Origin of the sequence: Pseudomonas koreensis (genome assembly GCF_012986595.1) — a bacterium.
GTDB classification, from domain to species: domain Bacteria; phylum Pseudomonadota; class Gammaproteobacteria; order Pseudomonadales; family Pseudomonadaceae; genus Aquipseudomonas; species Aquipseudomonas koreensis.
In genome coordinates, this window is record NZ_JAAQYM010000005.1 from 309,729 (window position 1) to 332,483 (window position 22,755).

Annotated in this window: 16 protein-coding genes; 12 read left to right on the forward strand and 4 right to left on the reverse strand. The window is 61.4% G+C overall.

The annotated features are described in order from the left end of the window. Positions 1–67 precede the first annotated feature (67 nt). Positions 68–2,512, reverse strand: coding sequence for a penicillin-binding protein 1A (locus tag HBN98_RS17335; RefSeq protein ID WP_373292956.1), 2,445 nt, complete (start codon positions 2,510–2,512; stop codon positions 68–70). 219 nt (positions 2,513–2,731) lie between these two features. Here HBN98_RS17335 and HBN98_RS17340 point away from each other — a divergent pair, with 219 nt between their 5' ends. The 11 genes from HBN98_RS17340 to hemE all read left to right on the forward strand — a co-directional run bounded on the left by HBN98_RS17340 (position 2,732) and on the right by hemE (position 18,522). After that, complete coding sequence (locus HBN98_RS17340; protein WP_064585596.1) at positions 2,732–3,796, forward strand: pilus assembly protein PilM; 1,065 nt, start codon at positions 2,732–2,734, stop codon at positions 3,794–3,796. Further along, complete coding sequence (locus tag HBN98_RS17345; RefSeq protein WP_064585597.1) at positions 3,796–4,362, forward strand: PilN domain-containing protein; 567 nt, start codon at positions 3,796–3,798, stop codon at positions 4,360–4,362. Before HBN98_RS17340 ends, HBN98_RS17345 begins: the two co-directional genes overlap by 1 nt. Then, positions 4,359–4,982 (forward strand): type 4a pilus biogenesis protein PilO, encoded by a 624-nt coding sequence (gene pilO, locus HBN98_RS17350; protein ID WP_083367247.1) that lies wholly within the window; start codon positions 4,359–4,361, stop codon positions 4,980–4,982. Before HBN98_RS17345 ends, pilO begins: the two co-directional genes overlap by 4 nt. Then, the gene (locus HBN98_RS17355; RefSeq protein WP_083367246.1) at positions 4,979–5,503 is read left to right on the forward strand and encodes a pilus assembly protein PilP; all 525 of its coding nucleotides are present in this window, start codon (positions 4,979–4,981) and stop codon (positions 5,501–5,503) included. Before pilO ends, HBN98_RS17355 begins: the two co-directional genes overlap by 4 nt. Before the next feature lie 13 nt (positions 5,504–5,516). Next, the gene (locus HBN98_RS17360; RefSeq protein WP_083367245.1) at positions 5,517–7,592 is read left to right on the forward strand and encodes a type IV pilus secretin PilQ; all 2,076 of its coding nucleotides are present in this window, start codon (positions 5,517–5,519) and stop codon (positions 7,590–7,592) included. Between the two features lie 4 nt (positions 7,593–7,596). Next, a complete protein-coding gene (gene aroK, locus HBN98_RS17365; RefSeq protein ID WP_027611316.1) occupies positions 7,597–8,115 on the forward strand; it encodes a shikimate kinase AroK in 519 nt (172 codons plus the stop codon). A 151-nt stretch (positions 8,116–8,266) separates the two neighbouring features. Beyond that, on the forward strand, positions 8,267–9,367 hold the full coding sequence (gene aroB, locus HBN98_RS17370; protein ID WP_083367244.1) for a 3-dehydroquinate synthase: 1,101 nt from the start codon (positions 8,267–8,269) through the stop codon (positions 9,365–9,367). 10 nt (positions 9,368–9,377) lie between these two features. Next, positions 9,378–10,967, forward strand: coding sequence for an AAA family ATPase (locus tag HBN98_RS17375; protein ID WP_083367243.1), 1,590 nt, complete (start codon positions 9,378–9,380; stop codon positions 10,965–10,967). Positions 10,968–11,317: 350 nt separating this feature from the next. Then, positions 11,318–15,763 carry a glutamate synthase large subunit gene (gene gltB / locus HBN98_RS17380; protein WP_083367242.1) on the forward strand — a complete coding sequence of 1,482 codons (4,446 nt, stop codon included), beginning with the start codon at positions 11,318–11,320 and terminating at the stop codon, positions 15,761–15,763. Positions 15,764–15,796: 33 nt separating this feature from the next. Further along, positions 15,797–17,215, forward strand: coding sequence for an FAD-dependent oxidoreductase (locus HBN98_RS17385; protein ID WP_064585604.1), 1,419 nt, complete (start codon positions 15,797–15,799; stop codon positions 17,213–17,215). A 239-nt stretch (positions 17,216–17,454) separates the two neighbouring features. Next, on the forward strand, positions 17,455–18,522 hold the full coding sequence (gene hemE, locus HBN98_RS17390; RefSeq protein WP_083367241.1) for a uroporphyrinogen decarboxylase: 1,068 nt from the start codon (positions 17,455–17,457) through the stop codon (positions 18,520–18,522). A 133-nt stretch (positions 18,523–18,655) separates the two neighbouring features. Here the strand turns inward: hemE and HBN98_RS17395 are convergent, their stop codons facing one another. Then, the gene (locus tag HBN98_RS17395) at positions 18,656–19,930 is read right to left on the reverse strand and encodes an MFS transporter (RefSeq protein ID WP_083367240.1); all 1,275 of its coding nucleotides are present in this window, start codon (positions 19,928–19,930) and stop codon (positions 18,656–18,658) included. Positions 19,931–20,048: 118 nt separating this feature from the next. Between HBN98_RS17395 and HBN98_RS17400 the strand changes: the two genes are divergently transcribed. Beyond that, positions 20,049–20,951, forward strand: a complete 903-nt coding sequence (locus HBN98_RS17400) for a LysR family transcriptional regulator (protein ID WP_064585607.1) — start codon at positions 20,049–20,051, stop codon at positions 20,949–20,951. A gap of 104 nt (positions 20,952–21,055) precedes the next feature. On the opposite strand, the gene HBN98_RS17405 is transcribed toward HBN98_RS17400, so the two are convergent. Both HBN98_RS17405 and HBN98_RS17410 read right to left on the reverse strand, forming a co-directional pair. After that, on the reverse strand, positions 21,056–21,493 hold the full coding sequence (locus HBN98_RS17405; RefSeq protein WP_064585608.1) for a hypothetical protein: 438 nt from the start codon (positions 21,491–21,493) through the stop codon (positions 21,056–21,058). A gap of 456 nt (positions 21,494–21,949) precedes the next feature. Beyond that, entirely contained in the window at positions 21,950–22,753 is an 804-nt protein-coding gene (locus tag HBN98_RS17410) for a hypothetical protein (RefSeq protein WP_064585609.1), read from the reverse strand. Between the last annotated feature and the right edge of the window lie 2 nt (positions 22,754–22,755).

The window sequence follows — 22,755 nt, forward strand, 5'->3', positions numbered from 1 at the left end:
ATCTTGCTTTGAAGCACAAAAAAGCCCCGCACTTCTCACGAAGGCGGGGCTTTTTGCTTGGGTTGGATCAGAACAGATCGATTGGCGCCTGCTCGTCCGCTGGCAGCGGGCTGCCCGGTACGGCACCGTTACCCAGTTCGTTCACCGATGGCGGCGTGTCTTCGGACTTGAACAGTTCGAAGTAGGCGCCAGGCGTACTTGGCGTTGCCGCACGGCCGCTGACCGGATCCACCCGCAGGCTGAGGATGCCTTCAGGCTCAGGCTGCACGTGAGGCGGCTTGTCCTTCAGTGCGGCCGACATGTAGTTCATCCAGATCGGCAGCGCCACGGTGCCCCCGAACTCGCGGCGACCGAGGCTTTCCGGCTGGTCGAAGCCAGTCCACACCGTGGTCACGTAATCGGCGTTATAACCGGAGAACCACGCATCCTTCGATTCGTTGGTGGTACCGGTCTTGCCTGCGATGTCGCTGCGGCCCATGGCCAGGGCACGGCGACCGGTGCCGAGCTTGATCACGTCCTGCAGCATGCTGTTGAGGATGTAGGTGGTGCGGCCATCGACAATCCGCTCGGCCACGGCCGGCGCTTGTGGTGCGGCGGCAGCGCCAGGGGCTTCACCCGGTACCGGTGCGGCATTCACGGTGATCGGCTGAGACGCCGGCGCGGCAAAGCCATCGGTGGCCGAGCCACCCTGAGGCACGGTCGGCGGGTTGGCGACGAACAGCGTGTCACCGTTGCGACTTTCGATCTTGTCGATGATGTACGGGGTGATCTTGTAGCCGCCGTTGGCGAAGGTGCTCCAGCCGGTGGCGATTTCCATCGGCGTCAGCGTCGCGGTACCCAGCGCCAGCGACAGGTTCGGCGGCAGATCCTGTTTGTTGAAGCCGAAGCGGGTGATGTAGTCGATGGTCTTGCCCACACCCATCGCCTGCAGCAGGCGGATCGACACCAGGTTACGCGACTTGTACAGCGCCTCGCGCAGACGGATCGGGCCGAGGAAGGTGTTGGTGTCGTTCTTCGGCCGCCAGACTTTGTCCAGATACTCGTCGACGAACACGATCGGGGCGTCGTTGACCAGCGTCGCGGCGGTGTAACCGCTGTCCAGCGCGGCGCTGTAGACGAACGGCTTGAAGCTCGAACCCGGCTGACGCTTGGCCTGCAGGGCGCGGTTGTAGTTGCTCTGCTCGAAAGCGAAACCACCGACCAGCGAGCGGATCGCGCCGTTCTGCGGATCCAGCGACACCAGCGCGCCTTGCGCCTGCGGGATCTGGCTGAACTTCAGTGAGTTGTTCGGCTGGCGCTGCACGCGAATCAGGTCGCCGACCTGCGCCACGTCCGACGGCTGCCGCGGTGCGGCGCCCATGCTGTTGGTATTGAGGAACGGCCGCGCCCACTTCATGGTGTCCCAGGCGACGTGTTCTTCGCCGGTACGGGTCAGCACCTGCAAGCCGTTCTTGTCGACCTGGGTGACGATGGCCGGTTCAAGGCTGCTGATGGTGCGCTGCTTGGTCAGCTCGGTGGCCCAGGCTTCATGGGTCTTGCCCGGCAGGCGCGACTCGGGGCCGCGATAGCCGTGACGCTGGTCGTAAGTCATCAAGCCTTCGTGCAGGGCGGTGTTGGCCATTTCCTGCAGGTTGCTCGGCACCGTGGTGGTGACGCGGAAACCTTCCGTATAAGCGTCGCTGCCGTAGCGGCCGACCATTTCGGCACGGGCCATTTCAGCAATGTACGGCGCGTTCACTTCCGGGGTCGGCACGTGATAGCTGGCGTTCAGCGGTTCGTTGATCGCGGCGGTGTAGTCGGCCTCGGAAATCTTGCCGAGCTTGTACATGCGCCCGAGGATCCAGTCGCGACGTTCTTTACTGCGCGCCGGGTTGGCCAGCGGGTTGAAGCGTGACGGGGCTTTCGGCAGGCCGGCGATCATTGCCATCTGCGCCAGGCTGATGTCACGGATCGACTTGCCGTAATACACCTGCGCCGCCGCCTCGATGCCGTAGGCGCGGTTGCCCAGGTAGATCTTGTTCACGTACAGCTCGAGGATCTCGTCCTTGGTCAGCTGCCGCTCGATCTGCAGGGCCAGAAGGATTTCCGTGGTTTTGCGCGAGAAGCTGCGTTCGCTGGTCAGGAAGAAGTTCTTCGCCACCTGCATGGTGATGGTGCTGCCGCCGGACTGGATGTGACCGCTTTTCACCAGCTGGGTCGCGGCACGCATCAGGCTGCTCGGATCGACGCCATAGTGGTTGGCGAAGTTGTCGTCTTCAGCACTTAGTAACGCATTAATGAAATTGGGGGGAATGTCGGCGAAACGGATCGGAGTACGGCGCATTTCGCCAAATTCTGCGATCAACTTGTTGTCGCTGCTGTAGACCCGCAGCGGAATCTGCAACTGAATGCTTCTCAGCGCCTCCACAGACGGCAAACCCGGACTAAGGTAAAGAAACGCGCCGCTGAGACCTAAAAGCAGTCCGCAGAAAACGGCGACGATGGACCAACCGAAGAATTTCAGCAGACGAATCAAGGCTTTTGGACATCCAGGGCAAAGAATGAATGTGGCGACAGGGTCCCGGTAACACACAGAACAGCCTGGGCCGGCAGTAAAAAGCGGAAAAAAACGCTGGGCATTATAAGCACTTTTCTGCTGGGGGCGTCATTTGCGCTTCTGTCAAGACGGGGTGAAGGAACGCAATGCGTATTACAGAGTCCGTAACTCACGGAAAGTCATAGGGAATTGGTAGTGCTGGGACTCTTCAATAAAAAGACCAATACGTTACTGGGGATCGACATCAGCTCCACTTCGGTGAAGCTGCTGGAGCTGAGCCGGCAGGGCGACCGCTACCGGGTCGAGGCCTACGCGGTGGAACCGCTGCCGCCCAACGCCGTGGTCGAAAAGAACATCGCCGAGCTCGAAGGCGTGGGCCATGCCTTGTCCCGAGTGTTGGTCAAGGCGCGCACCGGGCTCAAGAGCGTGGCGGTGGCGGTGGCCGGGTCGGCGGTGATCACCAAGGTCATCGAGATGGACGCCGGGCTGACCGATGACGAGCTGGAAAACCAGCTGAAGATTGAAGCCGATCAGTACATTCCCTATCCGCTGGACGAAGTCGCCATCGATTTTGAAGTCCAGGGCGTTTCGCCGCGTAACCCCGAACGGGTCAATGTGCTGCTGGCCGCCTGCCGCAAGGAAAACGTCGAAGTCCGCGAGGCGGCGCTGGCGCTGGCCGGGCTCACCGCGCGGGTGGTCGATGTCGAGGCCTACGCACTGGAGCGTTCGTTCGGCCTGCTCGCCACTCAGCTGGCGGCCTCGCAGGAGCGCCTGACCGTAGCGGTGGTGGACATCGGCGCGACCATGACCACCCTCAGCGTCCTGCACAACGGCCGCATCATCTATACCCGCGAGCAACTGTTCGGCGGGCGGCAACTGACCGAGGAAATCCAGCGTCGCTACGGCCTGACCGTCGAACAGGCCGGGCTGGCGAAAAAGCAGGGTGGTCTGCCCGACGACTACGTCAGCGAGGTGCTGCAGCCATTCCGGGAGGCGCTGGTGCAGCAGGTGTCGCGCTCATTGCAGTTCTTCTTTGCCTCCGGGCAGTACAACGCGGTCGATCATATTCTGCTCGCCGGTGGCACGGCGTCGGTGCCGGGGCTGGATCGCCTGATCGAGCAGCGTCTGGGCACTCCGACCCAGGTTGCCAACCCGTTTTCCGACATGGCCTTGAGCAGCAAGGTCAACGCCGGGGCCCTGGCCAGTGACGCGCCGGCCCTGATGATTGCCTGCGGGCTCGCGCTCAGGAGTTTCGACTGATGGCGCGGATCAACCTTCTCCCCTGGCGTGAGGAGCGCCGCGAAGAACGGCGCAAACGCTTCCTGCTGATCCTGATCGGGGTTTTCGTCGGCTCGGTGGGCGCGGTGTTTATTGCCGATCAGATCATCAGCACCGCCATTGAGCAGCAGGCCGCGCGCAACGCCTATATCGGCAAGCAGATTGCCGTGGTCGACGAGCGGATCAAGCAGATCAGCGAACTCAAGGCCCGGCGCCAGCAACTGGTCGAACGCATGCGCATCATTCAGGACTTGCAGGGCAACCGGCAGATCAGCGGGCGAATCTTCGACCAACTGGCGCGCACACTGCCGGACGGTGTGTATTTCACCAGCGTGAAGCTGGTCGGCAAGACGCTGTCCATCAGTGGTGCGGCCGAATCCAATAACCGGGTTTCTGAGCTGATGCGCAACCTGGATGCCTCCGACTGGTTTGATGCGCCGAGCCTCAACGAAGTGAAGGCGACGACCGCCGGTCAGGTGGATCAGGCCAATGTCTTCCAGTTGACCGTCCGTCAGACACAGCCAGCAGCCGTGGAGGGCGACAAATGAAACCGTCCGAATGGCTGCAGGGTTTGCGCAACATCGACTTCAACGATCTGGACACCAGCAACATCGGTTCCTGGCCGGCTGCAGTGAAAACCATCGCGGCGGCGTTGCTGGCGGTGCTGGTGCTGGCGCTCGGCTACAACTTCTTCATCAGCGACATGGAAAACCAGCTTGAAGCCAAGCGTCTGGAAGAAGACACCTTGAAGGAACAATTCGCCAGCAAGGCGCACATGGCCGCCAACCTGGAGCTGTACACCCAGCAGATGAAGGAAATGGAGAACTCCTTCGGCGTACTCCTGCGGCAATTGCCCAGCGACACCGAAGTCCCCGGGTTGCTGGAAGACATTACCCGTACCGGGTTGGGCAGCGGCCTTGAATTCGAAGAGATCAAGCTGCTGCCGGAAGTGACCCAGCCGTTCTACATCGAATTGCCGATCCAGATCACCGTCACCGGGGCTTATCACGACCTCGCCACCTTCGTCAGCGGCGTCGCCGGGCTGCCACGGATTGTCACCTTGCACGATTTCGACCTGGTGCCCGCCAACCCGGACGGCGGGACCAAGCTGCGCATGAGCATCCTCGCCAAGACTTACCGCTATAACGACAAGGGGCTGGAAAAATGACCCCGATGCGTTATTTCGCCCTGTCGATGCTGCTGGGGCTGAGCGGTTGCGGCAGCAGTGATGAGTTCAGCGACCTCGACGCCTACATGAACGAAGTGCGTCTGCGGCCGGCGGGCAAAATCGAGCCGACGCCGACTTTCCGCTCCTACCCGACGTTCACCTACAGCGCGGCCAACCTGCGCAGCCCGTTCTCGCGCCAGGTGCGGGTCGATCTGGCCGGGCAGCAGCGCGGCGCGCGCAACGTCAAACCCGACCCGAACCGGGTCAAGCAATACCTCGAAGGTTTCAACATCGAACAGTTTGAAATGGTCGGCACGATCTCCAACGCCTCCGGCTCCTTTGCTCTGTTGCGCGGGGCGGGCGGGGTGCATCGGTTGAAAGTCGGCGACTACCTGGGACGCAACGACGGTCGCATCGTCGCCATCAGCGCCTCGCAGGTCGATGTGGTCGAAATCGTGCCCGATGGCGAAGGCGCCTGGCTGGAGCGTCCGCGCACCATTCCTTTGAAAGAGCACTCATAGTGGAAGTCGAACAATGAACAGGATTTTCTCCACCCTCGGTTTTTCGCTATGGATAGCGCTGCTTTCACCGATGGTTCAGGCGGCCAGCCTCAAGGCGCTGGATGTGGCGGCGTTACCCGGCGATCGCGTCGAGTTGAAGCTGTCGTTCGACGGCCCGCCCCCACAGCCCAAGGGCTACACCACTGAGTCACCGGCGCGAATCGCGCTGGATCTGCCGGGTGTCGCCAGCCAGCTGACGAGCAAGACCCGCGATCTGGGCAGCGGCAACGCACGCAGCGCCACGGTGGTCGAGGCCAATGATCGGACGCGCCTGATCATCAACCTGACGCAACTGACGCCCTACACCGCGCGGGTCGAGGGCAACCATCTGTTCGTGGTGGTCGGGCAGGGCGCCAAGCCGGCTGCACCACGGCCGGCCACTGCGGTTGCGCCACGCCCGGCCGCGGCGCCGACGAAGGCTTACGCACCCACCGTCAAGGCCATTCGCGGCGTCGACTTCCAGCGGGGTACGGCAGGAGAGGGCAACGTGGTCATCGACCTGTCGGACCCGACCATCGCCCCGGACATTCAGGAGCATGACGGCAAGATCATCCTCAGTTTTGCCCGCACCCAGTTGCCCGACCGGCTGCGAGTACGTCTCGACGTCAAGGATTTCGCCACCCCGGTGCAGTACGTCAACAGCGCCGCAACTGGCGATCGCGCAGTCATCACTGTCGAACCCAGCGGCACGTTCGACTATTCGACCTACCAGACCGACAACAAGCTGACCGTCAGCATTCGCCCGATGACGGTCGACGACCTGCAAAAGCGTAATGCCGACCGCCAGGCCTACAGTGGCGAAAAGCTCTCGCTGAATTTCCAGGACATCGATGTGCGTTCGGTGCTGCAACTGATCGCCGACTTCACTAACCTGAATCTGGTGGCCAGCGACACGGTGCAGGGCGGTATCACCTTGCGTCTGCAGAATGTGCCGTGGGATCAGGCGCTGGATCTGGTGCTGAAAACCAAAGGCCTGGATAAACGCAAGATCGGCAACGTATTGCTCGTGGCGCCGGCTGACGAAATCGCCGCGCGCGAACGCCAGGAACTTGAGTCGCAGAAGCAGATCGCTGAACTGGCACCACTGCGCCGCGAGTTGCTGCAGGTGAACTACGCCAAGGCCGCGGACATCGCCAAGCTGTTTCAGTCGGTGACCAGCGCCGAAGCGAAAATCGATGAGCGCGGCTCGATCACGGTGGATGAGCGGACCAACAACATCATTGCCTACCAGACCCAGGACCGCCTCGACGAACTGCGGCGGATCGTGGCGCAACTGGATATTCCGGTGCGCCAGGTGATGATCGAGGCACGGATCGTCGAGGCCAACGTCGATTACGACAAGAGCCTGGGCGTGCGCTGGGGCGGTTCGATCCAGAACAAGGGCAACTGGAACACGTCCGGGGTCAGTAACGGCACCTCGACCACCATCGGCACGCCGGGCAGCACCAGCACCAACTCGCCGTTCGTCGACATGGGCACGGTCGGCAACACGTCGGGGATCGGTATCGCCTTCATCACCGACAATGTGCTGCTCGACCTTGAGCTGACGGCGATGGAAAAAACCGGCAACGGTGAAATCGTCTCCCAGCCGAAAGTGGTCACCTCCGACAAGGAGACCGCGAAGATCCTCAAGGGCACCGAGATTCCGTATCAGGAGGCCAGCTCCAGCGGCGCGACGTCAGTGTCATTCAAGGAGGCCTCGCTGTCGCTCGAAGTGACGCCGCAGATCACCCCCGACAACCGCATCATCATGGAGGTCAAGGTCACCAAGGATGAGCCGGATTACCTGAACAAGGTGCAGGATGTCCCGCCGATCAAGAAGAACGAGGTCAACGCCAAAGTGCTGGTGAACGACGGCGAGACCATCGTGATTGGGGGCGTTTTCTCAAATACTCAAAGCAAGGTCGTAGATAAGGTGCCATTTCTTGGCGATGTGCCGTATCTTGGCCGCCTTTTCCGGCGTGATGTGGTTTCGGAGAAAAAATCCGAGCTGCTGGTATTTCTCACTCCGCGTATCATGAATAACCAGGCGATTGCTGTGAGTCGTTGATTCTGTGCGAAATTTGATTCTTGTAGGACCGATGGGCGCTGGAAAAAGCACCATCGGCCGGTTGCTGGCCAAAGAGCTGCGCCTGCCGTTCAAAGATTCCGACAAGGAAATTGAACTGCGCACGGGCGCCAATATCCCGTGGATCTTCGACAAGGAAGGCGAGCCCGGCTTTCGTGACCGTGAGCAGGCGATGATTGCCGAGCTGTGCGCGTTCGACGGCGTGGTGCTGGCGACCGGCGGCGGCGCGGTGATGCGCGACGCCAACCGCAAGGCCCTGCACGCCGGCGGGCGGGTGGTGTATCTGCACGCCTCCGTTGAGCAGCAGGTCGGTCGCACATCCCGCGATCGCAACCGGCCGTTGCTGCGCACCGCCGATCCGGCGAAAACCCTGCGTGACTTGCTGGAGATCCGCGATCCGCTGTATCGCGAGATCGCCGATCTGGTGGTGGAAACCGACGAACGGCCGCCGCGCATGGTGGTGCTCGATATTCTCGACCGTCTGGCACAGCTTCCACCCCGTTAAAGCGCCGTGCGAAATGCGCTATCCTCGGCGTCCTGTCACAGCCGTCGAGGTTGTGGCGGATGGCTTGCGAGCGGCGTCACATCAGCTAAAGGTCGCGGACATCCAATTATTCAAGGCAGGACGCCTGCTTCCATCTTCACTGTGGGGACACATGCAGACACTCAAGGTCGATCTAGGCGAGCGCAGCTACCCGATTCATATTGGCGAAGGTTTGTTGGATCAGCCTGAGTTGCTGGCGCCGCACATTCATGGGCGGCAAGTGGCAATCATCTCCAACGAGACGGTTGCGCCGCTCTATCTCGAACGTCTGACCCAAAGCCTTGCGCAGTTCTCGGTGATTTCCGTGGTACTGCCGGACGGCGAAGCCTTCAAGAACTGGGAAACCCTGCAACTGATCTTCGACGGCCTGCTGACCGCCCGTCACGACCGCCGCACCACGATCATCGCCCTCGGCGGCGGGGTCATCGGTGACATGGCCGGTTTCGCTGCCGCCTGCTATCAGCGCGGCGTCGACTTCATCCAGATTCCGACCACGCTGCTGTCCCAGGTCGATTCGTCGGTGGGCGGCAAGACCGGCATCAACCATCCGCTGGGCAAGAACATGGTCGGCGCGTTCTATCAGCCGAACGTGGTGCTGATCGATACCGCGTCCCTGAAAACCCTGCCGCAGCGCGAGCTGTCGGCCGGTCTGGCGGAAGTCATCAAGTACGGTCTGATCTGCGATGAGCCGTTTTTGACCTGGCTCGAAGACAACGTCGATGCCCTGCGTGCGCTGGACCAGAAAGCCCTGACTTACGCCATCGAGCGCTCCTGCGCAGCCAAGGCTGCCGTGGTCGGCGCCGATGAAAAGGAAACCGGCGTACGCGCCACGCTCAACCTCGGCCACACCTTCGGCCACGCCATCGAGACCCACATGGGCTATGGTGTCTGGTTGCATGGTGAGGCGGTCGCCGCTGGCACCGTGATGGCGCTGGAGATGTCCGCGCGCCTGGGCTGGATCAGCGAGCAGGAACGTGATCGCGGCATTCGTCTGTTCCAGCGTGCCGGTCTGCCGGTGATTCCGCCGGAAGAGATGACCGAAGCCGATTTTCTCGAACATATGGCAATTGATAAAAAAGTGATCGACGGTCGTCTGCGCCTGGTGCTGCTGCGCCGGATGGGCGAAGCGGTGGTGACCGCCGATTATCCGAAAGAGGTTCTACAGGCCACGCTGGGAGCGGATTACCGCGCTCTGGCTCAGCTTAAAGGTTAATAAGATTCCGATGACTAGTTTGCATGCCGACGAGGCGTTCCTCGGCCATTTCCAGTTAAGTCACGACCCTTTCGCGCCGCGGGTGCCGGGCTTCAAATTTTTCCCGGCCCAGCGCAAGCCGGTGTTGGGGCAACTGCACCACCTGGCGCGTTACAGCCAGTTGCTGCTCGTGGTGACCGGCCCGCAAGGCAGCGGCAAGACCCTGCTGCGCCAGGCGCTGGTCGCCAGCACCAACAAGCAATCGGTGCAGAGCGTGGTCGTTTCGGCGCGTGGCGCCGGCGATGCCGCAGGCGTGTTGCGTCAGGTCGCCCAGGCGCTGGACGTGGCGCAGGCCGAAGTCGGCGCGATTCTCGCGCAGGTTGTGCAACTTGCCCTGACCGGCCAGGAAGTCTATCTGCTGGTGGACGATGCCGAGCAGCTCGACGAATCCGCCCTCGAAGCGCTGATGGCGCTGGGAGCCGGTGCACCGGAAGGTCGCCCGCACGTGTTCCTGTTCGGTGAGTCTTCGCTGATCGCGCAACTGGAGGCCTTGCAGCTCGAGGAAGAGCGCTTCCACGTCATCGAGTTGCAGCCGTACACCGAAGAAGAGACCCGCGAATATCTCGACCAACGGCTCGAAGGTGCGGGCCGGGGTGTCGAACTTTTCACCGCGGATCAGATCTCTGAGATTCACGAAAGCTCCGAGGGTTGGCCTGGCAACATCAACCAGGTCGCTCGCGATGCACTGATCGAAGTCATGATTGCCAGCCGCTCAGCGGTCAAGCGTCCAAGTATGGGGTTCAACATGCCGAAGAAACACGTATTGGCGATTTCCGCCGTCGTTGTGGTCGCGGTCGCCGCCGCCTGGCTGATGCCGGGTCGCAACAAGGCACCAACCACCGGCGCTCCCGCCAACGAACAGGCACAACTGCCATTGGGTCAGGGCGCCAAGGGTGGCGCGCCGAACGTCGAATTCGCCGGCAATACCCAGCCAATGCCGCTGCCGCTGGTCGGCAACTCGCAGCCGGTCATGCGCGGCCCGTTGGCTGAGGCCGCTGGCGGCATCACTGAAGGCGACGACGGCGTGCCTGTCGAAGGCTCCAGCGCAACGCCGCCGACCGTGACCACTTCTGCACCGCCCGCAGGCGTTCCGGCAGGCCCGGCACCGACGCCAGTTCCGGTACCGGCCGCCAAACCGACTCCGGCGCCGACTCAGGTCGCCACCGCCAAGCCTGCTCCGGCAGCGCCAGTGGCCAAACCGGCGCCAGCCCCGGCCAAACCTGTAGCGGCTGCCAAACCGGCCGAGAAGCCGGTTACCGTCGCCAAAGCGGCCGGTGGCAGCTGGTACGCCGGTCAGCCGACCAGCAACTACGTGGTGCAGATCCTCGGCACCAGCTCCGAAGCGACCGCGCAGAACTTCGTCAAGGAGCAGGGCGGCGAGTACCGTTATTTCAAGAAAGTCCTCAACGGCAAGCCTCTCTACGTGATCACCTATGGCAACTTCGCCAGCCGTGATGCAGCCGTTTCTGCCATCAAGGCCTTGCCAGCGAAGGTTCAGGCTGGTAAACCTTGGCCTCGCACTGTCGCCAGCGTCCAACAGGAACTGGCAACAACTCGCTGAAGATTCGGCGGCCTTACCCAGGCCGCCTCTCCAAGCACCTCAAAATTTCTACGAGTGCGCGCCGCCTTCACAGGCCGCGTGCCTTGTGGTGTCTGCGTCACAGTAGTCTTTGAGTCGTTGCAGTCAGAATTAAAAAAGTTTTGACTAGCACAGCAGATCGCTTTAAACCTTTCACAAATGCGACATAGATTTGCGACATTTCGTCGTCAAATTTGTGAGCGTCTGTGTCGCTGTGTACAATGACCACCCTTTTGCCCCCGCAAAGCCGGCGTACGTTCGGCGCGGTCAGCAAGTGGTTGAATTGAAAAGAAATTTGCCTCGTAAAGAGGCAGCCTGGTGAGAAAGTGTCTATGAAAGCAGGTCTGTACCAACCAGATGAATTCAAGGATAACTGCGGTTTCGGCCTGATAGCCCATATGCAGGGCGAGCCCAGTCATACCCTTTTGCAAACGGCCATCGAGGCCCTGACCTGCATGACCCACCGCGGTGGGATTAATGCCGACGGCAAGACCGGTGACGGTTGCGGTCTGCTGATTCAAAAGCCTGACGCGTTCCTGCGGGCGATTGCCCAGGAAAACTTCAGCGTCGAGCTGCCTAAGCAATATGCCGTGGGCATGGTCTTCTTCAATCAGGATCCGGCCAAGGCCGAAGCCGCTCGCGAGAACATGAACCGCGAGATTCTTGCCGAAGGCCTGCAACTGATCGGCTGGCGCAAAGTGCCGATCGACACCAGCGTCCTCGGCCGCCTGGCCCTTGAGCGCCTGCCGCAGATCGAGCAGGTGTACATCGGCGGTGAAGGCCTGAGCGATCAGGACATGGCGGTCAAGCTGTTCAGCGCCCGTCGTCGCTCGTCGGTGGCCAACGCCGCCGACACTGACCACTACATCTGCAGCTTTTCGCACAAGACCATCATCTATAAAGGCCTGATGATGCCGGCCGACCTGGCCGCGTTCTATCCGGACCTCGGTGACCAGCGTCTGCAAACCGCGATCTGCGTGTTTCACCAGCGCTTCTCCACCAACACCCTGCCGAAATGGCCGCTGGCTCAGCCGTTCCGCTTCCTCGCCCACAACGGCGAGATCAACACCATTACCGGTAACCGCAACTGGGCCCAGGCCCGTCGGACCAAGTTCACCAACGATCTGATGGATCTGGAAGAACTCGGCCCGCTGGTCAACCGTGTCGGTTCCGACTCCTCGAGCATGGACAACATGCTCGAACTGATGGTCACCGGTGGCATCGACCTGTTCCGTGGCGTGCGGATGATCATTCCGCCAGCGTGGCAGAACGTCGAAACCATGGACCCGGATCTGCGTGCGTTCTACGAGTACAACTCGATGCACATGGAGCCGTGGGACGGCCCGGCCGGCGTGGTCATGACCGACGGTCGCTACGCGGTGTGCCTGCTCGACCGTAACGGTCTGCGTCCGGCGCGCTGGGTCACCACCACCAACGGTTTCATCACCGTTGCGTCGGAAATCGGCGTCTGGAACTACCAGCCGCAAGACGTGATCGCCAAGGGCCGTGTCGGTCCGGGGCAGATCCTCGCCGTGGACACCGAAACCGGGCAGATCCTCGACACCGACGCGATCGACAACCGTCTGAAGTCCCGTCATCCGTACAAGCAATGGCTGCGCAAGAATGCCCTGCGCATCCAGGCGACCATGGAAGATAACGACCACGGTTCGGCGTTTTACGACGTCGATCAGCTCAAGCAATACATGAAGATGTATCAGGTCACGTTCGAAGAGCGTGATCAGGTGCTGCGTCCGCTCGGCGAACAAGGCTACGAAGCCGTGGGTTCGATGGGCGATGACACGCCGATGGCCGTGCTGTCGCAGCGTGTGCGCACGCCGTACGACTATTTCCGCCAGCAGTTCGCGCAGGTCACCAACCCGCCGATCGACCCGCTGCGTGAAGCGATCGTGATGTCGCTGGAAATCTGCCTCGGTGCCGAGCGCAACATCTTCCAGGAATCGCCGGAACACGCCTCGCGCGTGATCCTCAGCTCGCCAGTGATCTCGCCGGCCAAGTGGCGCTCGCTGATGAACCTCGAGCGTCCGGGTTTCGAGCGGCAGATCATCGACCTCAACTACGACGAAAGCCTCGGCCTCGAAGCGGCGATCCGCAACGTTGCCGATCAGGCAGAAGAAGCCGTGCGTGCCGGGCGTACCCAGATTGTGCTGAGCGACCGTCATATCGCGCCGGGCAAGCTGCCGATCCACGCTTCGCTCGCCACCGGTGCGGTGCACCACCGCCTGACCGAAAAAGGCCTGCGCTGCGACTCCAACATCCTCGTTGAAACCGCCACCGCACGCGATCCGCATCACTTCGCGGTGCTGATCGGTTTCGGCGCCTCGGCGGTGTATCCGTTCCTGGCTTACGAAGTGCTGGGCGACCTGATCCGTACCGGTGAAGTGCTGGGCGACCTCTACGAGGTGTTCAAGAACTACCGCAAAGGCATCACCAAAGGCCTGCTGAAGATCCTGTCGAAGATGGGCATCTCGACCATCGCTTCGTACCGTGGTGCGCAGTTGTTCGAAGCCATCGGCCTGTCCGAGGAAGTCTGCGACCTGAGCTTCCGTGGCGTACCGAGCCGCATCAAGGGCGCGCGTTTCGTCGATATCGAAGCCGAGCAGAAAGCCCTGGCCGTCGAAGCCTGGAGTCCGCGTAAGCCGATCCAGCAGGGCGGTCTGCTGAAGTTCGTCCACGGTGGCGAATATCACGCCTACAACCCGGACGTGGTCAACACCCTGCAAGCCGCCGTGCAGCAGGGCGACTACGCCAAGTTCAAGGAATACACCTCGCTGGTGGACAACCGTCCGGTGTCGATGATCCGCGACCTGTTCAAGGTCAAGACCCTCGACAAGCCGCTGGACATCAGTGAAATCGAACCGCTGGAATCGGTGCTCAAGCGCTTCGACTCCGCCGGCATCTCGCTGGGCGCCCTGTCGCCGGAAGCTCACGAAGCCCTGGCCGAAGCCATGAACCGCCTCGGTGCGCGTTCCAACTCCGGCGAAGGCGGCGAAGATCCGGCGCGCTACGGCACGATCAAGAGCTCGAAAATCAAGCAAGTCGCGACGGGCCGTTTCGGGGTCACCCCGGAATACCTGGTCAACGCTGAAGTGCTGCAAATCAAGGTCGCCCAAGGCGCCAAGCCGGGCGAGGGCGGGCAACTGCCGGGCGGCAAGGTCAACGGGCTGATCGCCAAGCTGCGTTACGCAGTGCCGGGCGTGACCCTGATTTCGCCGCCGCCGCACCACGACATCTATTCGATCGAAGACTTGTCGCAGCTGATCTTCGACCTGAAACAGGTCAACCCGAAGGCGCTGGTTTCGGTGAAACTGGTCGCTGAAGCCGGCGTTGGCACCATCGCTGCCGGTGTGGCCAAGGCCTATGCGGACTTGATCACCATTTCTGGTTACGACGGTGGCACCGGTGCTTCGCCGCTGACCTCGATCAAATACGCGGGTGCGCCGTGGGAGCTCGGCCTTGCCGAAACCCACCAGACCCTGCGCGGCAACGACCTGCGCGGCAAAGTCCGGGTGCAGACCGACGGTGGCCTGAAAACCGGCCTCGACGTGATCAAGGCAGCGATCCTCGGCGCCGAAAGCTTCGGCTTCGGTACCGCGCCAATGATCGCTCTGGGCTGCAAATACCTGCGCATCTGCCACCTGAACAACTGCGCCACCGGCGTCGCGACTCAGAACGAGAAGCTGCGCAAGGATCACTACATCGGCACCGTCGACATGGTGGTGAATTTCTTCACCTACGTCGCCGAAGAAACCCGTGAGTGGCTGGCGAAGCTCGGCGTGCGCTCCCTCGAAGAGTTGATCGGCCGTACCGATCTGCTGGAAATCCTCGAAGGCCAGACCGCCAAGCAACATCACCTGGATCTGACTCCGCTGCTGGGCAGCGATCACATCCCGGCGGACAAACCGCAGTTCTGCGGCGTTGAGCGCAACCCGCCGTTCGACCAGGGCCTGCTGGCCGAAAAAATGGTCGACATGGCGACGTCGGCGATCAACGACCTCAGCGGCGCCGAGTTCGATCTGGACATCTGCAACTGCGACCGTTCGATCGGTGCGCGGATCTCCGGGGAAATCGCGCGCAAGCACGGCAACCAGGGCATGGCGAAGGCGCCGATCACCTTCCGCTTCAAGGGCACGGCCGGGCAGAGCTTCGGCGTGTGGAACGCCGGCGGCCTGAACATGTACCTGGAAGGCGACGCCAACGACTACGTCGGCAAAGGCATGACCGGCGGCAAGCTGGTCATCGTGCCGCCGAAGGGCAGCGTCTATCAGACTCAGAACAGCGCCATCATCGGCAACACCTGCCTGTACGGCGCTACTGGCGGCAAGCTGTTCGCCGCCGGCACCGCAGGCGAGCGTTTCGCCGTGCGTAACTCCGGTGCCCACACGGTTGTGGAAGGCACTGGCGATCACTGCTGCGAGTACATGACCGGTGGTTTCGTCTGCGTATTGGGCAAGACCGGTTACAACTTCGGCTCTGGCATGACCGGTGGTTTCGCCTACGTGCTCGATCAGGACAACACCTTCGTTGACCGGGTCAACCACGAACTGGTGGAAATCCAGCGGATCAGCGGCGAGGCGATGGAAGCCTACCGCAGCCACCTGCAAAACGTGCTGAACGAGTATGTCGCCGAAACCGAAAGCGAGTGGGGTCGTGAACTCGCCGAGAACCTCGATGACTACTTGCGCCGTTTCTGGCTGGTCAAGCCGAAGGCTGCCAACCTGAAATCGTTGCTTTCCAGCACTCGTGCCAACCCGCAGTGATATGCGCCTGAAGAGTTTGATGAGGTTTTAACAATGGCTGAACGTCTGAATAACGACTTCCAGTTCATCGATGTCGGGCGCAAGGATCCGAAGAAGAAACTGTTGCGTCAACGCAAGAAAGAGTTCGTGGAAATCTACGAACCGTTCAAACCCCAGCAGTCGGCCGATCAGGCCCACCGCTGCCTGGGTTGCGGCAACCCGTATTGCGAATGGAAGTGCCCGGTGCACAACTTCATTCCCAACTGGCTCAAATTGGTGGCCGAGGGCAACATCCTCCAGGCCGCCGAACTGTCGCACCAGACCAACACCCTGCCGGAGGTTTGCGGCCGGGTGTGCCCGCAGGACCGTCTGTGCGAGGGTGCCTGCACCCTCAACGACGGCTTCGGCGCGGTGACCATCGGTTCGGTCGAGAAATACATCACCGACACCGCGTTCGCCATGGGCTGGCGCCCGGACATGTCCAAGGTCAAACCGACCGGCAAGCGTGTCGCGATCATCGGTGCCGGCCCGGCGGGTCTGGGTTGTGCCGACGTGCTGGTGCGTGGCGGCGTGACCCCGGTGGTGTTCGACAAGAACCCGGAAATCGGCGGTCTGCTGACCTTCGGCATCCCCGAGTTCAAGCTTGAGAAGACCGTACTGAGCAATCGCCGCGAAGTCTTCACCGGCATGGGCATCGAATTCCGCCTCAACACCGAGGTCGGCAAGGACGTGACCATGGAGCAACTGCTAACCGAATACGATGCCGTGTTCATGGGCATGGGCACTTACACCTACATGAAGGGCGGGTTTGCCGGTGAGGATCTGCCGGGCGTTTATGACGCGCTGGATTTCCTGATCGCCAACGTCAACCGCAACCTGGGCTTTGAAAAGTCGCCGGAAGATTTCGTCGACATGAAAGGCAAGAAGGTCGTGGTACTTGGCGGTGGCGACACGGCGATGGACTGCAACCGCACCTCGATCCGCCAGGGCGCCAAGTCGGTGACCTGTGCTTATCGTCGTGACGAAGCGAACATGCCCGGCTCGCGCAAAGAGGTGAAGAACGCCAAGGAAGAAGGCGTGAAGTTCCTCTACAACCGTCAGCCGATCGCCATCGTCGGTGAAGACAAGGTCGAAGGCGTGAAGGTGGTCGAGACCCGCCTCGGCGAACCGGACGCCCGTGGCCGCCGCAGCCCCGAGCCGATCCCGGGCTCCGAAGAGATCATCCCGGCCGACGCCGTGGTCATCGCGTTCGGTTTCCGTCCGAGCCCGGCACCGTGGTTCGAACAGTTCGAGATCCAGACCGACAGCCAGGGCCGCGTCGTCGCGCCTGAGCAAGGTCAGTACAAGCACCAGACCAGCAACCCGAAAATCTTTGCCGGTGGCGACATGGTGCGCGGTTCCGACCTGGTGGTGACGGCGATCTTCGAGGGCCGCAATGCGGCTGAAGGGATCCTGGATTACCTGGGCGTCTGAACAAACAACGCGATACCTTGTAGGAGTGAGCTGCTCGCGATGACAGTAGATCAGTCACCAGATGCATTGACTGACATACCGCCATCGCGAGCAGGCTCACTCCTACAGTTGTTTTTGGGTGCTGCAAAATCCGCACTCCAGCGCAATAAATTGACCCGATAGACAAAAGGCTGACCTGTATCCGTGCCTTTTGCGTCGCGCTCTGAGAAAATGCCCGCACTTTTTTTCCGGATGCCGACATGACTGCCCTGAAGAACGACCGTTTCCTCCGCGCCCTGCTCAAGCAACCCGTTGACGTCACCCCCGTGTGGATGATGCGCCAGGCCGGCCGCTACTTGCCGGAATACCGCGCCAGCCGTGCCCATGCCGGTGATTTCATGAGCCTGTGCATGAATCCGGAGTTCGCCTGCGAAGTCACGTTGCAACCGCTCGACCGCTATCCACAACTGGACGCGGCGATCCTGTTTTCCGACATCCTCACCATCCCCGACGCCATGGGCCAGGGCCTGTACTTCGAGACCGGTGAAGGTCCGCGCTTCAAGAAAGTCGTCAGCACCCTGGCCGACATCGAGGCGTTGCCGATCCCTGATCCGCACAAAGACCTTGGCTACGTGATGGACGCGGTCAGCACCATCCGTCGCGAACTGAACGGTCGTGTGCCGCTGATCGGCTTCTCCGGCAGCCCGTGGACCCTGGCGACCTACATGGTCGAAGGCGGCTCGTCGAAAGACTTCCGCAAGACCAAGGCGATGCTCTACGACAACCCGCAAGCCATGCACCTGCTGCTGGACAAGCTGGCGCAGTCGGTGACTTCGTACCTCAACGGCCAGATCATGGCCGGCGCGCAAGCGGTGCAGATCTTCGATACCTGGGGCGGCAACCTGTCGGCGGCGGCGTATCAGGAATTCTCCCTGGCCTACATGAAGAAAATCGTCAGCGGCCTGATCCGCGAGCACGACGGGCGCAAGGTGCCGGTGATTCTGTTCACCAAGAACGGCGGCCTGTGGCTGGAAAGCATCGCCGAAGCCGGCGCCGACGCGCTGGGCCTGGACTGGACCTGCGACATCGGCAACGCCCGCGCCCGTGTTGGCGACAAGGTCGCGCTGCAAGGCAACATGGACCCGACCGTGCTCTACGCCAAACCCGAAGCGATCCGCACCGAAGTCGGGCGCATTCTGGCCAGCTACGGCAAGGGCAGCGGCCACGTGTTCAACCTCGGCCACGGCATCACCCCTGAGGTCGATCCGGAGCATGCCGGTGCGTTCCTGCGCGCGGTGCACGAATTGTCGGCGCAGTATCACGAGTGATCGCCACACAAAAAAAAACGCCCGGCTTATGCCGGGCGTTTTATTAAGATCAAAAGATCGCAGCCTGCGGCAGCTCCTACAATGGGATTCGCGTTTCCCTGTAGGAGCTGCCGAAGGCTGCGATCTTTTGCTTTTAAGCTTTCACACCGCCAAGTGGCGGCAACTTCGCCAGTTTCAACGCTACCAGCAGCGCCACCAGCAACAACGCGCCGATAAACAAACCAATCCCGTTCCAGCCGCCCAGATGCCAGAACACCCCGCCCGCCGTCCCGGCAATGCTCGAACCGGCGTAATAGCTGAACAGATACAACGACGACGCCTGTCCCTTGGCCCTGGTCGCCCGCCGCCCGATCCAGCTGCTCGCCACCGAGTGCGCGCCGAAGAAACCGAAGGTGAAGATCAGCATGCCGACAATCACCAGCCACAGCGGCGTCAACATGGTCAGCGCGAGACCTGCAAACATCAGCGCAATGGTCGCCCACAGCACTTTGCGCCGCCCCAGCTTGTCTGCCAGCGAACCGATCTTCGCCGAGCTGTAGATGCCCGACAAGTACACCACCGACAGCAGACCGACGAACACCTGATCAAGGTTGTACGGCGCGGCCAGCAGGCGATAGCCGATGTAGTTGAACAGGGTCACGAACGCGCCCATCAGCAGGAACGCCTCAAGAAACAGCAACGGCAGCCCGGCGTCGCGAAAGTGCATGGTGAAGCCGTCGAGCAGGCTGCGCGGGTGCAGCGAGCGTGAGCGGAAGTTGCGTGATTCGGGAAGGATCTTCCAGAACACCGCCGCCGCGATCAGCGCCAGACCGCCGATCACCAGCATCGCCGTGTGCCAGCTGACGAAATCGATCAGCACCCCGGTGATCAACCGTCCGCTCATCCCGCCAATCGCGTTGCCGCCGATGTACAGGCCCATTGCCAGACCGATGTGCTGCGGGTGGATCTCTTCGCTGAGGTAAGTCATCGCCACTGCCGCCAGGCCGCTCAGCGACAGCCCGATCAGCGCGCGCATGATCAGCACCCCGTGCCAGCTCGGCATCATCGAACTGGCGATGGTGCACAGCGCCGCGGCGAATAGCGCCGTGACCATCACCGGTTTGCGCCCAATGCGGTCGGAAATCGGCCCGGTGATCAACAGACCGAACGCCAGCATGCCGGTCGCCACCGACAGAATCAGGCTGCTCTGCGCCGCGTTGATCGAATATTCGTGTGACAGCAGCGGCATCATCGGCTGCACGCAATACAGCAGGGCAAACGTCGCAAACCCGCCGCTGAACAGTGCGAGCACCGTGCGCATGAACATCGGCGTGCCTTTTTCGATGTAGATCTCTTGCAGCTCGGCGACGACGTCGTCCGCGGCGGCAGGCGGGACTTCATGGGCCAGGGGGGCGACAGCTGTTTTCACTTCAGACCTCGGAGGGCACGGCCGGGCAGGCAATGAAAAAATCATATAGCTGGCTAATGTTTCTATCCAATATATTGTTCGACCTGTTTGATAGCTTTAACGACCTAATGGGGTGTCCATGGAATTGCGTCATCTGCGCTACTTCATCGCCGTTGCCGAAGAACTGCATTTCGGCCGCGCCGCACAGGTGCTGGGCATCTCTCAGCCACCGCTGAGTCAGCAGATTCAGGCGCTGGAGCAAGAGGTCGGCGCGCGGTTGTTCGAACGGACCAATCGTCGGGTCGAGCTGAGTGAGGCCGGCCGATTGTTTCTGCAAGAGGCGCGGCTGGTGCTGGCGCAGGTCGACAAAGCGGCGGATGTCGCCCGGCGGGCGCAACTCGGTGAGCTGGGCGAATTGAAGATCGGCTTCACTTCGTCGGCGCCGTTCAACTCGACCATTCCCCAGGCGATTTTTTCCTTTCGCCAGCGTTTCCCGGCGGTGCATCTGAATTTGCGGGAGATGAGCAGCACGCAAGTCGCCGAGGGGCTGGTGGATGAGTCGATCGAGGTCGGGATCATGCGCCCGCTGGGCCTGCCGGATTCGTTGAGTGTGGTGGAGCTGATGCGTGAACCGCTGGTAGCGGTGCTCGGCTCCAAACATCCGTTGGCGCAGGGCAGCGAGGAAGGCCTGTTCCTCTCGGCGCTGGCGCTGGAGCCGTTCGTGTTCTTTCCGCGCAGCTACGGCAGCGGGCTGTACGCGCAATTGCTCAGTCTGGCCCGTGATGCCGGGTTCAGCCCGCACTTTGCTCAGGAGGCCGGGGAGGCCATGACCATCATCGGACTGGTGGCGGCGGGGCTGGGGGTTTCGGTATTGCCGGCGTCCTACCAGCGGATGCGCATTGATGGCGTGGTCTATCGACCGTTGCTCGATCCGGAAGCGGTGTCGGCGGTGTGGCTGGTGCAGCGCAAGGATCAGAAATCGCCGATGGCCAAGGCGTTTGTCGAATTGCTGACGCGCAAGGTCGAACCTTCAAAAGCTTGATTGCTGCGCAATCTAATCGCGAGCAGGCTCGCTCCCACAGGGGAACGCATTCCAAGGTGGGAGCGAGCCTGCTCGCGAAGACGTCAGCTCAATCACCACGGCCCTCAGGGCAACCGCACCAAATCCCCCTTCAACGCCACCCGCGTGACAAATATCCCCGCCCGACACTCGTAAGTATTCAAATCCTTGCGCACATGCCGGTCGTAATAACTGACGATATTGACCACCGCATTCGCCCCCACCCGCTTGGCATCGGCCTGCAACTTGATCAAGTTCGACTGCAACACCCACTCGCAGGAATCGTGATCGCTCTTGTTGAAGCCGTTGGTCTTCAAATCACTGATGACATCGCGCTGCAACAACCGCTGAGTGCCCTGAGGCCCGTTCCCGGCCAGATAAAACTTCACACTGCCATCCAGCCGTCCGGCACGGATCGCATCCGAGAGCACGGTCTCGAACGGCATGTACATCAGATTGGTGGCGTGGCTGGCGCTGGGCAATAGCCCGAGGAGCGTGGCGGCGATCAGGGCTTTCACTTGCATGGTCATCTCCTTGACGGTGAAAGAGAACCGCGAGTGCTCGAACAATGGGCTCGCCGTTCTGGCAGGCGATGGTTGAGGCCCGCAGGACGAGTGTAGTTGTCGTTCAGGTGATGAGAGGAATCAGCCCTTTACAGGATCAGAAGTAAAGACCGTCACGGAAAGCGTGTTTACTTGATTTCACATCTTGCAACAGACGAGTTTTACGCCATCAAAACTGCGGTTAGAAAGGCGCTGGGCTTGTAGTCGCCGTTGAGAGGGTACATCCAAGCCAATTGCCATCCATTGCTGGTAATGCCATTTCAGGCAATACTGCCAGCGTTCCCGAAAGGGGCTTGTGAGACTCTGAGGATCCTGGGCAACCAGCCATCACAGAGCCAGACAGGTGGAAGGGCGATGACAAGCCAACCTGTTTGTGAAAGGGCGCCGCAAGGCGCCCTTTGTCGTTTCTACAGTCAATCAATCAACGTGCGCCAGATCCCCGCGCAACGCCACGCTGGAAACCAGCATCCCCGCGCGGCACTGGAATTTCTCGGTGTCTTTGTACAGGTCGCGCTGGTCGACGCTGGCGATGTTGATCACGGCGTTGGCGTCGGCTTTTTTCGCGGCGTTCTGCAGGGTCGCGAGGGCCGATTGCAGGGCCCAGAAGCAGGCGTCTTCGTCGGATTTGTTCGAGCCGTTGGTCTTGCGGCTGCTGCTCACGGTGTCGAGTTTGCGCACTTGCTTGGGCAGGGTTTCGCCGGCCAGGTAGAACTTCACGCTGCCGTCGAGCAGGCCGGCGTCGGTGGCGCGTTTGACGCCTTCGCGAAAGCTCAGGTAGGTCGGTTCGTCGGCGCCTTGCTTGACGATGCCCAGGTCGTTGACGAACTCGATGTCCGGGTTGATCGACAGCTCCTTGAGTACGTTGTCGCGCAGGCGGTTGACCCAACGGTTGTAGTTGCCGTGGATCTTGCCGTCCTTGGCATCGAGGCCGTAGCTGCTGCGATAGTCGATTTCGAACGAGGTCGGGCTGAACGGGATGTCGACTTCGGCGTGGTGGCGACCGCGTACGGTGATCGCGGCCTTGATCATGCCCGGGCGTACCGATTGCACGACCCACTGGCGGTCGTTGAGCGCGGTAACGATGGCGCGGCTCATCTGTTGCTGGGTGAAGCCTAAGTTGGGCGAGAACTGTTCCTTGGCGTTGTATACCGGTTTGCTGGTGCAACCGCCGAGCACAAAGGCCAGGGCCAGCAGGGCGGCGATGCGGTGAAACTGAGTCATTC